The sequence below is a fragment of the Paenibacillus sp. FSL H7-0350 genome (assembly GCF_038593195.1).
Taxonomy (GTDB): domain Bacteria; phylum Bacillota; class Bacilli; order Paenibacillales; family Paenibacillaceae; genus Paenibacillus_AQ.
Window position 1 is genome coordinate 6,364,815 of sequence record NZ_CP151972.1, and the last position, 13,830, is coordinate 6,378,644.

Annotated in this window: 12 protein-coding genes and 1 riboswitch; all 12 genes read left to right on the forward strand. The window is 53.1% G+C overall.

The features are described from left to right. Nucleotides 1–83: 83 nt before the first annotated feature. The 12 genes from NYE24_RS28615 to NYE24_RS28670 all read left to right on the forward strand — a co-directional run bounded on the left by NYE24_RS28615 (nucleotide 84) and on the right by NYE24_RS28670 (nucleotide 13,747). The gene (locus NYE24_RS28615; RefSeq protein WP_342477237.1) at nucleotides 84–1,880 is read left to right on the forward strand and encodes a histidine kinase; all 1,797 of its coding nucleotides are present in this window, start codon (nucleotides 84–86) and stop codon (nucleotides 1,878–1,880) included. Continuing rightward, complete coding sequence (locus NYE24_RS28620; protein WP_342477238.1) at nucleotides 1,855–2,940, forward strand: response regulator; 1,086 nt, start codon at nucleotides 1,855–1,857, stop codon at nucleotides 2,938–2,940. Before NYE24_RS28615 ends, NYE24_RS28620 begins: the two co-directional genes overlap by 26 nt. Nucleotides 2,941–3,018: 78 nt before the next feature. Continuing rightward, the gene (locus tag NYE24_RS28625) at nucleotides 3,019–4,326 is read left to right on the forward strand and encodes an extracellular solute-binding protein (RefSeq protein WP_342477239.1); all 1,308 of its coding nucleotides are present in this window, start codon (nucleotides 3,019–3,021) and stop codon (nucleotides 4,324–4,326) included. An 87-nt stretch (nucleotides 4,327–4,413) separates the two neighbouring features. Beyond that, nucleotides 4,414–5,298, forward strand: coding sequence for a sugar ABC transporter permease (locus tag NYE24_RS28630; protein WP_342477240.1), 885 nt, complete (start codon nucleotides 4,414–4,416; stop codon nucleotides 5,296–5,298). Then, nucleotides 5,295–6,122 carry a carbohydrate ABC transporter permease gene (locus NYE24_RS28635; RefSeq protein ID WP_036697892.1) on the forward strand — a complete coding sequence of 276 codons (828 nt, stop codon included), beginning with the start codon at nucleotides 5,295–5,297 and terminating at the stop codon, nucleotides 6,120–6,122. The genes NYE24_RS28630 and NYE24_RS28635 overlap by 4 nt, the downstream gene beginning before the upstream one ends. Before the next feature lie 82 nt (nucleotides 6,123–6,204). Next, a riboswitch (guanidine-I (ykkC/yxkD leader) is annotated at nucleotides 6,205–6,316 on the forward strand. 59 nt (nucleotides 6,317–6,375) lie between these two features. Next, a complete protein-coding gene (locus NYE24_RS28640; RefSeq protein ID WP_342477241.1) occupies nucleotides 6,376–6,735 on the forward strand; it encodes a multidrug efflux SMR transporter in 360 nt (119 codons plus the stop codon). A gap of 1 nt (nucleotide 6,736) precedes the next feature. Then, the gene (locus NYE24_RS28645; RefSeq protein ID WP_036697894.1) at nucleotides 6,737–7,051 is read left to right on the forward strand and encodes a multidrug efflux SMR transporter; all 315 of its coding nucleotides are present in this window, start codon (nucleotides 6,737–6,739) and stop codon (nucleotides 7,049–7,051) included. Nucleotides 7,052–7,159: 108 nt separating this feature from the next. Continuing rightward, nucleotides 7,160–8,023, forward strand: coding sequence for an aldo/keto reductase (locus tag NYE24_RS28650; RefSeq protein WP_342477242.1), 864 nt, complete (start codon nucleotides 7,160–7,162; stop codon nucleotides 8,021–8,023). A 414-nt stretch (nucleotides 8,024–8,437) separates the two neighbouring features. Then, a complete protein-coding gene (locus NYE24_RS28655) occupies nucleotides 8,438–9,877 on the forward strand; it encodes a PTS mannitol transporter subunit IICBA (RefSeq protein WP_036697899.1) in 1,440 nt (479 codons plus the stop codon). Nucleotides 9,878–10,084: 207 nt separating this feature from the next. Then, complete coding sequence (locus NYE24_RS28660) at nucleotides 10,085–12,151, forward strand: BglG family transcription antiterminator (protein WP_036697902.1); 2,067 nt, start codon at nucleotides 10,085–10,087, stop codon at nucleotides 12,149–12,151. A 16-nt stretch (nucleotides 12,152–12,167) separates the two neighbouring features. Then, a complete protein-coding gene (locus NYE24_RS28665; RefSeq protein ID WP_036697905.1) occupies nucleotides 12,168–12,602 on the forward strand; it encodes a PTS sugar transporter subunit IIA in 435 nt (144 codons plus the stop codon). After that, a complete protein-coding gene (locus NYE24_RS28670; protein WP_036697908.1) occupies nucleotides 12,602–13,747 on the forward strand; it encodes a mannitol-1-phosphate 5-dehydrogenase in 1,146 nt (381 codons plus the stop codon). Before NYE24_RS28665 ends, NYE24_RS28670 begins: the two co-directional genes overlap by 1 nt. Nucleotides 13,748–13,830: the final 83 nt, after the last annotated feature.

Consider the following 13,830-nt stretch of genomic DNA (forward strand, 5'->3'; position numbering starts at 1 on the left):
CGCCCCCTTAATACCGGGCGTTAGTTTTTTGCTACAGTTCGGGATACAATACGGCAAGTAAGAACGGGGGGTTGATGTGAAGCATGTATGCCCGATGGATGAGAAGGCTCATTGAACCCTTCCGGCGGAGTATCCGCAATAAACTGATGCTGACGATGATTGTGCTGGCCGTAGCACCGATTATTGCAATTACAGCGCTAGCCGCAGAGAATAACCGCCGTTCGATGGAGGAAGAGGTAATCAGCACCACGCTCTCCAACATGAAATGGACGGGCATCCATCTCGGCAGCCAGTTCGCCCAATTGAACAATCTGATCTACACCGTGCTGATCAGTCCGCATCTCAGCGATTATCTCGCGAATGCCGAAGAACAGAATCTCTCCAGCCAGTTCACCTCCCAGCGGAACATTATAGATACATTGACCAATCTGTTCTATTCTGCCGGTAACCATGTGATTGGAGTCGAGTTGTATCTGAAGGACTATAACAAGCTATTCACGATTCATGCCTCCTCAAGTGATATTGCATCACTGCAAGCAGTTCCGCCGGCCTATAAGCTGCTGTTCGACCAGAACCGGGACTTCACGGTTACAACCGACCGTAAGGACCCGGGCAGATTCGAACTGATCCGCAGCATCAACCGGTTCGAGAATCAGGAGAAGCTGGGGGCGGTTGCACTCCAGATCCGCTGGGGAATGCTGGACCAGACACTGAATTTGCTTAGAAGGGGAGCCGAAGACACAGTTATAATAGCGAGTGCTGACGGGCAGATATTGTACCAGCCCTCAGGCATAGCACCTTCGCCAGTCATCTTAAGCAGGGTCGCCGGGACCGGAGAGGCCCAAGGCTATTTTCGCGCAGACCATGAGTATGTATTCTACAGCACTATTGATCCGGTAGGCCTGAAGCTGATCACCGTCCTCCCCACCAGCTTCATCAACGAAAGTGCTATGAACACCATGAAGTTTGGTCTGATTGTGGGCGCTATTTCGGTGGCGGTAGCCGTTCTACTAGCTGTTCTGCTGGCCTGGCGTCTGGCTACGCCGATCGTACGTCTGGCCCGTTCGGTCCAGGGCTTCGGCATGATGAAGGAGCGGGGGCCGCGGCCCAGTTACCGGGTGGATGAAATCGGCCTGCTTGAGATGAAGCTGGATCAGATGGCCCACCGTATCCGTGAGCATATTAAGAACGAATACATGATTACCTTGGAGAAAAAGAGTGCCGAGCTGAAGGCGCTGCAGGCGCAGATCAACCCGCATTTCCTGCAAAATACACTGCAGATGATCGGCAGCATGCTGTTTATGAACAGTCCCTCAGATAGCTATGGAGTGCTTAGATCCCTCAGTGATATGTTCCGTTATATTATCCGCGAGCCGGATGATCTGGCGCCGCTACGGGCTGAGCTTAAGCACCTTAGCGATTATATGCTGATCCAGCAGCAACGGTTTGCTGCCCGCCTCAGCTACAGTCTTGAGGTCGACGAGGCTGCCCTAACCAGTCTGATTCCCAAGCTGAGCCTGCAGCCGATTGTAGAGAATGCTTTCTTCCATGGCCTTGAGCCGAAGGAAGGAGCCTGGGAGCTGAAGGTGGAGGTGACCTGCCGGGAGGGTGATACGGTGATCCACATCATTGACAATGGGATCGGGATCGAAGCAGACCGGCTGGCCGGACTGCGGAGAAGTCTGGAGGGTCGAGACAGCTCCCGGACCTCGGGGGAGCGGATCGGGCTTGGCAATGTGGCTGCGAGGACACGGATGCATTTCGGCAGCAGATACGGACTTGAGTTATCCAGCCGGCATGGGCAGGGCACTATTGTAACTTTAACTATCCCGCAGGAGAGGAATGAGATGAAGCATGATCAAGGTGCTGGTGGTGGATGATGAGGGCTGGAACCGTGAACTGATCAAGACTTTCGGGGAGTGGCAGTCCTATGGAATGGAGATCGTCGGCGAAGCAGAAGGGGGGAATGAAGCCCTCCGCCTTGCCGGGACTCTTGAGCCGGATATTGTAATCACGGATATGCGTATGCCCGGCACAGACGGGGTCATGCTGATGAATGCGCTGCATAGAGAGTACCCGGATATTAAGATCATCGTGATCAGCGGCTACGATGATTTCAAATATGCCCAGAGTGCACTGCGGAACGGTGCAGTAGATTACTTACTGAAGCCTGTCGATCCCAGGGAACTGAACGCTGTGCTGGATAAATGCCGCATGGAACTGATGGAGATCCGTGCAGAACAGGAGCGGTATACGCTGGATATTGATATCACCTGGTCTCTCTCCAACCATAAGCAGCTGATGAAGGTTCACTTCAATGAACTTAATGTAGACAGTGTTAATTCAGTACTGGGCAATGTTACAGAGGAGCTGAAGCTGGGCGGTATTCAGAGCCCGGGGATGCTGCGGCAGGCCGCCAGTGAAATGCTGCTTCTGCTGAAGGAACTGCTGCGCGGAAACGGACTGGAGGATGCACAGCTGAAGACGGAGATTCCGAATGCGGTACTGGCTACACCTGAGAGTCTGGAGTGCTGGCTAAGGGAGCTGTACGGGGGAAGTCTGGAACAGCTGATCGGGCAGCGCCGGTTCAAGAACAAGCTCAACCTTGAGGATGTCCGGCAGTACATCTGCGGGCATTATGCAGAGGCAGTAACCCTGGAGGGGCTCTCCAGAGTGTTTTTTGTCAGCAAAGAATATTTAAGCAAGGTGTTCAAGCTTGAATACGGCATCAATGTTACGGATTTTATTCTTCAGCTGCGGATGGACAAAGCGAAGCAGTGGCTGGAAGGCGGGAATATTCCGATCAAGACGGTGGCAGAGCTTGCGGGATACGAGGATGTCGGCTACTTTTACAGGGTGTTCAAGAAGCATTTCGGTATAGCTCCCGGTGAAATGAGAAAGCAGTCCGAAGGTTTAAAAATGTCCAATGCTGAAGGGTAACGCCGTCCAATTCAACGATTTCATAATCAGGATACAATGAAAGCGTTAACAAACATAGACATTGGGAGGTCTTACAGTATGGGGACAATGGGCAAAGGAATGCTGGTTACGTTGCTGGCGGCTGCACTTCTTGCAGGCTGCGGCAGCAACAACAATGGAAGTGCGGTCAATACGGCTGGAGAAGAATCAGGGAGCGGTAATGGGAATGCCAAGAGTGTCACGCTGAAGATGTTCATCGCACAGCCGCGCTTCAAGGAGCATTACGACAACTATATTGCAGAATTCGTGAAGAAAGAGAAGGCGGACAAGAATATCGATGTTACCGTACAGCTGGAAATGCCGACAGCCGACAATGCCTCCCAGATCCTGAAGACACGGCTTGCTTCTAATGATGCACCGGATATCTTTGCCCTTCATGCTGTCAATGAAATCCCATCCTATTATAAAGCCGGATATTTGGAGGACTTATCCAGCCAGCCTTTTGCCGCCAAGCTGCTGGACAGCGTTAAGCCTTCAGTGACGACTGCCGACGGCAAGATTGTGGCGCTTCCGCTTGAGACGCTCTCCTGGGGCTACTTGTACAACAAGAAGATCTTCAGCGAGCAGGGACTGACTCCGCCAGCCACACTGACTGAGATGAAGACCGTGATCGGTAAGCTGAAGGATAAGCAGATTACGCCGTTTGTCCTCTCCTACAAAGAATCCTGGATTCCGCAGTTGGTGCTTCCGCTGGCCGTAGGTGGAATGGTGAAGACTCAAGATCCTGATTTTGTAGACAAGATGAACAAGGATGAAGGGTCATTCACAGAGATGAAGTCGGCCATCTTCGATATCTTTGATCTGATTAATGCGAATGGTACAGACAAAGCTACTGAGGTAGGCGGCGATGACGGTGCGGCAGCCTTTGCGGCAGGCAAGGGAGCCATGTGGCTTATGGGGCCGTGGTATGCCGAGACGATTCTCAAATCGAACCCGGATCTGGACTTCGGCGTTGCTCCGCTTCCCGTCAGTGATGATCCGGCTGCAACTCTGATTAACTTGAGCGCCTCCACCTCGCTGGCTTTATCGCCAACCAGCAAAAACAAGGAGGTAGCACTTGATTTCCTGAACTATGTGCTGGATGATCAGGCTTCGAACGGCCTGTTCCAAGCGCTGAAATTCAATCCGGTTGCCACGGTTCACACCTATGAGAGCTATCCTTGGATTACAGAAGCTACTACTTACGTCAAAGCAGGCAAATCCGTACAGGACCCGGCTATCCCGCAATCCGTGAAGGATGAAGTGGGCAAGGGGCTGCAGGCCTATTATGCCGGTCAAGTGTCGCAGGATGATGTCCTGAAGGCACTTGACAAGGCCTGGAAATCCTTCAACAAGGTGAATAAATAAGCTGCAGCCAAGCACTGGAACGGAAGGCAGGTGAGCCTGTCTTCCTCCACCCTGGTCAGTTATATTTATGGGAGAGGAGCGGATTCTGTGCCGGTCAAGAGCTATAAAAATATAGCTTCACTGCTTGCTTTCGTCGCACCCGCATTGATCATTTATTCAATATTTCTGCTGATTCCTACCATCGGAGGCATGTATTACAGCTTAACCGACTGGAACGGTCTGAACGCCAATTATTCGTTTATCGGACTCGGTAATTTCATTGAGGTGCTGCGGGAGGACCCCGACTTTATAAATGCGCTGCTGTTCACACTGAAATATGTGTTGTTCATGATTGTTTTGCAGAATGTGCTCGCGCTTGTGCTGGCAGTATGTATTGAGACGAAGACGCGCAGCAAAGGCTTATTCCGGACGATCTTCTTCATGCCGAATATGATCAGCACCATCATCAGCGCGTTCATGTGGACCTTCGTATTCTCGCAAGTGCTGCCGCAGCTGGCGGAGAAGACCGCTTTGACGTTTCTGGACCAGCTATGGATCGGCAATCCGAAAGTCTCTTTTTATTCGATCATTATCGTATCGCTGTGGAATGGTGTCGGCTATATGATGATTATATATCTGGCCGCGTTGCAGGGTGTGCCGCAGAGTCTGAAGGAAGCTGCCGTGATCGACGGGGCAAGCCCCTTCCAGACCTTCCGCAAAGTCACGCTGCCTATGATTACCCATGCCGTGACCATCTGCCTGTTCCTGACGCTGAATGGGGCATTCAAAGTGTTCGAGGTGGTCTATGGACTCACCGGCGGCGGTCCCGGACGCAGTACCCAAGTCATTACAATGAATATTTATGAGGAAGCCTTCTCTAACAACTTCAGGTATGGGTACGCGAGTGCCAAATCAGTGATTCTGTTCATCATCATTCTGCTGTTCACCTTCATTCAAATCAGTGTTATGAAAAGAAAAGAGGTGGAGGCATGAGGCTGAGGAAAGGCAGCTCCTTCTGTATCACCTTGTTCCTCTGCGCAGGTGCGCTGATCTCCTTTTTCCCGATTTATCTGGCAGTTATTAATTCTGTGAAGACCCAGGGAGAGATGTTTAGCTCGTTCGTGGCCCTGCCGACCAAGCTGCATTTCGAGAATTACAGCCAGGCTTTTGCCAAAATCCATCTGTTGAACAGCACGCTTAATTCAGTAATTGTATCGGTGCTCGGAATTGCAGGCATTATCTGCTGTGCAGCCTTGGCCGGCTATAAGCTGTCCCGGACCTCCGGCAGACTGAGCGCCGCTATCTTCTCTCTGTTCATCGCTTCCATGCTCGTCCCGTTTCACTCGATCATGATTCCGCTGACCCGCATGGCCAAAGCACTGCATGTCAGCGGCAGCACTTACGGGCTGGCGGTCATCTATATCGGGCTTGGCGTAAATATGGCCGTGTTCCTGTATCACGGGTTTGTCAAATCCATTCCCCGTGAACTGGAGGAGGCTGCGCGCATTGACGGGTGCGGAGAGTTCCAGACGTTCTGGCGGATTATATTTCCGCTGCTGGTTCCGATCACGGTGACTATTGCGATTCTCGACTTCCTGTGGATCTGGAATGATTTCCTGTTGCCTCTGCTTATGCTGACGGATACTACCAAATATACACTGATTCTGTCGACCAACACCTTGTTCGGGGAATATAACAAAGAATGGCCGCTAATCCTGGCAGCACTCGTATTAACCGCGCTCCCTGTCATTGTGATTTATGGGTTCTTTCAGAAGTTTATTATGCATGGAATTGCCGAGGGGGCCATTAAGGGCTAATCATCAGCCGGGACCGCCGGCGGCTTGAGAGTTGCTTTTGGCAGAGTGATTTGCTAACATAGGATGTAAGTTAATAATTTAGTTAATAGTTCTCTAGGGTTCCGCAGCAGGTAGACACCGCTGGTCTGGTCCGAGGGAGAACACACGGATGAAGCCAATCCGTGTATACACGGAGGGACAAAAGCCCGGGAGGTATCGTCAGTCAATGACGATAACCTTCCGGGCTTATTTTATGAAACAGGAGGACGGAGAAATGAAGAAGAACACTAAGAGCTGGATCATGATTGCAGGCGCTGCCTGCTTTGAAGTGATATGGGTCATCGGGCTGAAGCATGCCTCCGCTCCATGGGAATGGGCGGTTACGGTAGCGGCTATCCTGATCAGCTTCTACGCCCTTATTTGGGCTAGCGGCAGGCTGCCGGTAGGGACGGTCTATGCTGTATTTGTCGGACTTGGAACAGCGGGTACCGTTCTGGCAGGTGGAGTCCTGTTCGGTGAACCGCTGCGGCCGCTGAAGCTGCTGCTGATCGGCCTGCTGCTGGCGGGCGTCGTCGGCTTGAAGCTGGTTACCCCGGCTCAGGCTGAACCTGAACAGGCAAAGGAGATGAATTGAGATGGCATGGGTGATGCTGATTACCGCCGGAATATGTGAAATGTTCGGGGTCGCCATGATTGGCAAGCTGTACAAAAACCGCAACTGGCAGTCCTTCTGTCTTTTGATTCTAGGCTTCGGGGCAAGCTTTCTGCTGTTGTCTCTGGCGATGGAGAGTCTGCCCATGGGAATTGCTTATGCGATCTGGACAGGGATTGGAGCGTCCGGAGCGGCGATCATGGGGATGTTGTTCTTCGGCGAAGCACGTGATCTGCGGCGAATTCTTTGCATTGTGCTGATTCTGGGTGCCGTAACGGGCCTGAAGCTAATCGGCTGAGGCTGCTGAAACTTTACAGAGCTTCACGCTTACCCGGATGTTTCGCAGGCGCTATTATGGTAAGTATAGTAAGGAAGAACATTATTCTTATAAGGAGACTTATCACATATGAGCAAACCTGTATCTGAGAGTATCCGCCTGAATGACGGAGCTGTGCTGCCCAGACTGGGGCAGGGGACGTGGAGGATTGGCGACCAGCCGGCGAACCGGGCAGAAGAGATTGCTGCGCTTCGTCAGGGCGTGGAGCTGGGCATGAATCTGATTGACACGGCTGAGATGTACGGGGACGGCCGCTCCGAGGAGCTGGTAGGTGAAGCGCTGCGGGGCATCCGCGACAGCGTATTCCTGGTCTCTAAGGTGTACCCGCATAATGCAGGCGGCACTAAGCTGATCAGCAGCTGTGAAGCCAGCCTGAAGCGGCTCGGCACGGACCATCTGGACCTGTACCTGCTGCATTGGCGCGGCAATATTCCTCTGGAAGAGACCGTGGAGGGGATGGAGGCGCTGGTTGCAACCGGCAAAATCGCCCGCTGGGGCGTATCCAATCTGGATACGGCAGATATGCAGGAGCTGCTGCACATCCCCGGCGGCAATCACTGCGCAGTGAATCAAGTGCTCTATCATCTGGGCTCAAGAGGGATTGAGCATGAATTGCTGCCTTGGCTGAGAGGACATAAGATTCCTGTTATGGCCTATTCTCCGCTGGCGCAGGCAGGCAGCCTGAGAAAAGGGCTGACCGAGAACGAAGCCGTGCAGCGGATTGCCCGGAATCATGAGGTCACTCCGCTGCAGGTTCTGCTGGCCTGGACCCTCCGTGACGGGGATGTCATCGCTATTCCCAAGGCTGCCACCCGTGAGCACGTGAATGAGAATGCGGCTGCTGCGGGGCTTGTGCTTACAGACGACGAGCTGTGGCAGCTCGACGATGCTTTTCCCCAGCCGTCGTGGAAGGTTCCGTTGGACATGATTTGATCATAGCTTAACTGCTGCTGCATGGCATAGCCGTCTCCGCTTAGGGGGGCGGCTTTTTGTTTTGGGGTCCCCGCAAAGTACCTGAATCATCACCTACGCTAAAGCCCCACTTTGTGGGGTTACTTTGCTGTCTTGGATACTATGCGATAAACCGAATACAATTCAAGACATGATATTATACGTGAATTTGTGCATCCTATGAGGAAGCTTGTAGGCCGATTGGAGCAAGGCGGATACCGGACTTAAGCCCCTTGGCAGGAGCTCTTAAATGTTGTCAACAACGTTCATGCCGAAACCGTGTTTTCAATTTGGTGACAAAGAAAGCGCTTTGATTTACGATGTGTTCAAAGGGAAAACACCTTTCAGAATGCAGTGCGGAAGGTTCCCGTTCATCACAATAAGGGGGCATCTTAAATGGCCACAACGGCAACGAAACAAGCTTCATCCGGCGGTGCAAGGGTGAAGGTTCAACAATTCGGACGTATGCTCAGCGGTATGGTAATGCCGAATATCGGCGCTTTTATCGCTTGGGGATTGATTACAGCATTATTTATTCCAACGGGCTGGTATCCCAATGAGAGCCTTGCAGCTCTGGTAGGCCCAATCATTAACTACCTGCTTCCTCTCTTGATCGGTTACACCGGCGGACAGATGGTTCACGGCAAACGCGGTGCTGTCATCGGCGCACTGGTAACCATGGGGGTTATCGTAGGCTCAACGATCCCAATGTTCCTGGGTGCGATGATTGTCGGTCCGCTGGCTGCCTGGGTGCTGAAGCAGTTCGACAAGGCAGTGGACGGCAAAATCAGAGCCGGGTTCGAAATGCTGGTCAATAACTTCTCGCTGGGGATCATCGGCGGCGCGTTGACGCTGGGAGCCTTAAAAGGCGTTGGGCCGCTGGTTCAAGGTTTGACCAACATCCTCTCAAATGGCGTGGAGTTCCTGGTTAACCACAATCTGCTGCCGCTCATCAACATCATCATTGAGCCGGCCAAGGTATTGTTCCTGAACAATGCGATCAACCACGGGGTACTGGGACCGATTGCGCTTGAAGAATCCCAGAGAATCGGCAAATCCATCCTGTTCATGCTCGAATCAAATCCGGGTCCTGGTCTGGGGATCCTGCTGGCATACTGGCTGGCGGGCAAAGGCTCTGCCAAATCTTCCGCACCGGGCGCCATTATCATTCACTTCCTGGGCGGGATTCATGAGATCTACTTCCCTTACATCCTGATGAATCCGCGTCTGATTCTGGCGGTCATCGGCGGCGGAATGTCCGGTACATTCACCTTCCAGATGCTGGGCGCCGGTCTGGTAGCTTCTCCTTCGCCAGGCAGTATCTTTGCTTACTTCGCAATGACGCCTAAGGGCGGATATCTTCCAATGATTGCTGGGGTAGTCGTTGCTACTATCGTATCGTTCCTGATTGCAGCGGTGCTTCTGAGATCTTCCAAGAATAATGATCAAGAAGAGATGGATTTGGAAGCGGCAGAAGCCAGAATGAGAGACATGAAGTCTGCAGGTACGGCAGCGCAGACTGCTGCAACTGCAACGGTGGCTTCCAATGTCCGCACCAAAGCCAATGTGAACAAAATCGTCTTCGCTTGTGATGCAGGGATGGGCTCCAGTGCAATGGGCGCCTCGGTCCTAAGAAAGAAGCTGCAAAATGCAGGGGTGAACATCACCGTTACGAACTCTGCGGTCAGTGAAATTCCGGCGGACGCAGACATCGTGGTCACCCAGAAGACGCTTACCGACCGGGCGATTGCCAGCAATCCAAGGGCAGAGCATATCTCGATTGATAACTTCCTGAAGAGCCCGAAATATGATGAGCTTGTAGAACGTTTGAAGTAAGAGGCACAAGTGTAAAATCTAAGTATATACTTCTCGCTGAAACGGATGCCGTCCCTTATAGGACGGCATATCCGTTTGTGCTTGAAATATAAGAATTTATAGGCATCGCTTTATAAATGATCCTTCTATTTTTCGCTGAAACGGTACCGTCCTTCAAAAGGGCGGCAAAGCCGTTTCCACTTAATGCAAGGCGGAGGGTTAGCGGAAATGACGAAAATTACCGCCAGACAGCGCCAGATCCTGTGGCTTCTGCTCGAAGTAAGCGGAGAGATTACCGCTGTGAAAATTGCCGAGGCTACCGGGGTAAGCGTAAGAACCGTACACCGGGAGATGGAGGATATAGAGTCCGCAATTGAAAACTTTGGTCTTCATCTGATCAAAAAATCAGGCAAAGGTATTGGGTTGAGCGGCCCGGAGGCCGGTCTTGCGGAGCTGCGCCTGTTCCTGCGGGAAGAGAAGCCGGCGGATTATTCCGGCGAAGACCGCAAGGTATTCGAGCTCTGCGTTCTGCTGGAGGCGGAGGAGCCGGTGAAGCTGTTCACACTTGCGCATTCCCTTAAGGTTACAGTTGCTTCTATCAGCTATGATCTGGATGAACTGGAGCAGTGGGTCCGTAAGTTTGGGCTGGAGCTGGTCCGGAGAAGAGGCTATGGCGTAGAAATCACCGGCAGCGAGCTCGACAAGCGCCGGGCGATCGGCCGTTTAGCTGCAGAGCATCTGGATTTGTCTGATCTGGTCGGCCATGGTTCTCTGGCTGAGAGCAATCCGGCTTTTCGCGTGCTGCTGACTACAGTAGGTCAGGCTAAGCTCATGGAAGTAGAGAATACGCTGTGGGATATGGAATGGAAATGGACGGCGGAGCTGCCCGAAATTGTCTATATGGAAATGCTCCTGGCCCTTGCCGTCACTACCCGGCGGATTGAGCTTAGCCGGAGCATCGACAGCGGGGCGGAAGCAGGCTATTCCAGGGTGTCCGACCACCGGAACATTGCCGGAGCCGAGCGATTTGTGCAGCAGCTCGCAGAGGTGCTTGAGCTGAAGATTCCCCGGGTAGAGATTCTATATATTGCCGGGTTGTTCGACCGGGTTCAGGATTCCTTCTCCTCTTCGGGCTATGCTTACGGCGATATTGAATTAATGGAGATTGTTTACAAGCTGACCGAGAGCGTGGTCAAGCGGACGGGGCTGCCCTTTCAGAGCGACCGTTCCCTGCGCGAAGGTCTGCTGGAGCATATTGATCCGGCATTGAAGCGGATTCGGGAGGGCACACGTATCCGTAACCCGCTGCTCGGCCCGATCCGCAGGGATTACGAATATCTGTTCAACATCATCCGCGCAGCCGTAGAGGATATGCAGCTGGAGCCCCAGATCCCGGATGAAGAGATTGGATTTCTGGTCATGCATTTCGGAGCTTCCGCAGAGCGGCTGAACCAGCTAAGGCGCAACGTAAGAGCCATTCTGGTCTGTGCCAGCGGCCTCAGCTCCTCTCGGCTGCTAGCCACCCGGCTGACCAAGGAAATGCCGCAGATTGAGATTCTCGGCAACATCTCCTGGTATGAAGCGGCGCGCCTGCCGGATGAAGATTACGATCTGATTATATCTACCATTGATCTGCCGATTGATAAGGAGCGTTACATCAAGATTAGCCCCCTGCTCACAGCGGAGGAGATCGAAAAGCTGCTGAATTACATTCAGAATACGACGCTGCGGGAACGGGAGAAGGGGATGCCCAGTGAACCGGACCACGTGGTCCGGGAGGAAGCCTCGCTTGAACGGCTCAGGAGCTACAAGGGCATCCTGGATGAGATCGTCAGCTTGCTGGAGCGGTTCCGGTTCCATCCGATTGATAATAAGGGGATGGATCTGTCAGCGACGATAGTGGAGATGCTGGAGACGCTGAATGGAAACGGCGTGGTCGGGGATGCCGGTATTGTGCTGGAGCGTCTGCTCGAACGGGAGCGGATGACCAGCCAGGTGATCCCTGATACCGCACTGGCGCTGTTCCATACCAGAAGCAGCCATATTCACCTGTCATCGCTGACCCTGTACCGGCTCGATCAACCCGTAATTCTGGAGGGGGATACAGAGGTCAGAGTCATTCTGCTTATGCTGGCTCCGCGCAGACTCTCTAAGGAGAGCCTGGAGGTGCTCAGCGAGATCAGTGCACTGCTGCTGAACTCCGAGCTGGTTCAATTGCTGGAAGAGCGTTCAGAGTCAGAGATCCGGGGGTATTTATCCTCGGAGCTGCTGCATTTTTTCCAAAATAAATGTTGAAAGAGGGAGAAACCATATGAGTATCCTGTCAGAAAATAAAGTGATTATGCACGGTGCTGCCAACGATAAATACGAAGCCATCAAGATGGCGGGTAAGCTGCTGGTCGATGCAGGGCATGTAACGGAGGAATATGTTCCCAAGATGCTGGAGCGCGAGGAAGTAGTGTCCACGTATATGGGCGGCGGATTGGCTATTCCGCACGGTACTAAGGAAGCGCGGCCTTATATTAAGTCCACTGGGTTATCTATCATCCGCTTCCCGGACGGGGTGGATTTCGGCGGCGATGAGCCGGCGTTTGTTGTCATCGGCATTGCAGCCGCAGGCGACGGACATATGGAGGTTCTGACGAACGTGGCGATGATTTTCACCGAGGATGATGCCATTGAACGCGTCATGAACGCTCCTACAGCTGCTGATGTCATTGCAATCTTCGAAGGAGGACTGGAGTAATGAAGGCGGTCCATTTCGGCGCGGGCAATATCGGCAGGGGCTTCATCGGGCTGCTGCTGTCGCAGGCGGGGTATGAAGTCACTTTTGTGGATGTGAATGAGGCCTTTGTTGCCCAGCTCAAGGAACGCGGGGAGTATCCGGTCACGCTGGCGAGCGACGGTCAGGAAACGGTCATCGTGAAGAATGTTACGGCTCTTAGCAGTGTAACGCATGCAGATGAAGTGGCGGCCGCCATTGCTGAAGCGGATCTGGTTACTACGGCGGTCGGCGTATCGATTCTGAAGCATATCGCAGGAACGGTGGCGGACGGCATCCGCCGGAGAGTAACTGTCTCCTCCGCACCGCTGCATGTGATCGCCTGCGAGAATGCAATTGGCGGCAGTGCGCAGCTCAAGGAACTGGTGTACGCGAAGCTGGATGAAGAGACCCGTGCGAAGGCTGAATCTTCAGTTGCTTTTCCTAACGCGGCAGTGGACCGGATCGTTCCGCTCCAGCAGCACGAGGATATTCTCAAGGTGGTCGTTGAGCCGTTCTATGAATGGGTGGTGGACGCCTCGCAGATGATCCCGGGCTATACGCCGGTTGAAGGGGTGCATTATGTAGAGAATCTGGAGCCGTATATTGAACGCAAGCTCTTCACTGTGAACACGGGCCACTGCTCTGCGGCGTACCTTGGTTTCCTGCAGGGCTACGAGACCATTCAGCAGGCTATGGCGGATGAGGCTTTAACGGCGAAGGTTCGTGAGGTGCTGGAGGAGACCGGCGCGGTGCTGGTCCAGAAGCATGGCTTCGATGCAGCGGAACACAGTAAGTATATCGATAAAATTCTGGAGCGCTTCCGCAATCCGGCGCTGACCGATGAGGTATCCCGTGTAGGGCGTTCGCCGCTGCGCAAGCTGTCACCGAGTGACCGTCTGGTATCCCCTGCAACACAGGCGTATGACAGAGGGCTGAGCTACACGGCGCTGACGCGTTCCATGGCAGGTGCGCTGCTGTTCAAGGCGGGGGATGACCCCGAAGCGGTAGAGCTGCAAGCTGCAATCGCGGAGCTTGGAGCAGAAGCCGCACTGACGAAGTACACGGGGCTTGCTGCGGATCACAAGGTTCATCAGTCTGCGATGGAGCAATACTCGAAGCTGAGCTAATAACATAAAAATACAGCCGCAAGGAAAGCCTATAAGCTTATCCTTGCGGCTATTTGTGTTAGAAAGAAAAGACTTTATATGTT

Excerpts from the sequence above, each read along its gene's own strand:
- NYE24_RS28615 (WP_342477237.1), top strand. The coding sequence starts at position 84 with ATGTATGCCCGATGGATGAGAAGGCTCATTGAACCCTTCCGGCGGAGT.
- NYE24_RS28620 (WP_342477238.1), top strand. The coding sequence starts at position 1,855 with ATGATCAAGGTGCTGGTGGTGGATGATGAGGGCTGGAACCGTGAACTG.
- NYE24_RS28625 (WP_342477239.1), top strand. The coding sequence starts at position 3,019 with ATGGGGACAATGGGCAAAGGAATGCTGGTTACGTTGCTGGCGGCTGCA.
- NYE24_RS28635 (WP_036697892.1), top strand. The coding sequence starts at position 5,295 with ATGAGGCTGAGGAAAGGCAGCTCCTTCTGTATCACCTTGTTCCTCTGC.
- NYE24_RS28640 (WP_342477241.1), top strand. The coding sequence starts at position 6,376 with ATGAAGAAGAACACTAAGAGCTGGATCATGATTGCAGGCGCTGCCTGC.
- NYE24_RS28645 (WP_036697894.1), top strand. The coding sequence starts at position 6,737 with ATGGCATGGGTGATGCTGATTACCGCCGGAATATGTGAAATGTTCGGG.
- NYE24_RS28650 (WP_342477242.1), top strand. The coding sequence starts at position 7,160 with ATGAGCAAACCTGTATCTGAGAGTATCCGCCTGAATGACGGAGCTGTG.
- NYE24_RS28655 (WP_036697899.1), top strand. The coding sequence starts at position 8,438 with ATGGCCACAACGGCAACGAAACAAGCTTCATCCGGCGGTGCAAGGGTG.
- NYE24_RS28660 (WP_036697902.1), top strand. The coding sequence starts at position 10,085 with ATGACGAAAATTACCGCCAGACAGCGCCAGATCCTGTGGCTTCTGCTC.
- NYE24_RS28665 (WP_036697905.1), top strand. The coding sequence starts at position 12,168 with ATGAGTATCCTGTCAGAAAATAAAGTGATTATGCACGGTGCTGCCAAC.
- NYE24_RS28670 (WP_036697908.1), top strand. The coding sequence starts at position 12,602 with ATGAAGGCGGTCCATTTCGGCGCGGGCAATATCGGCAGGGGCTTCATC.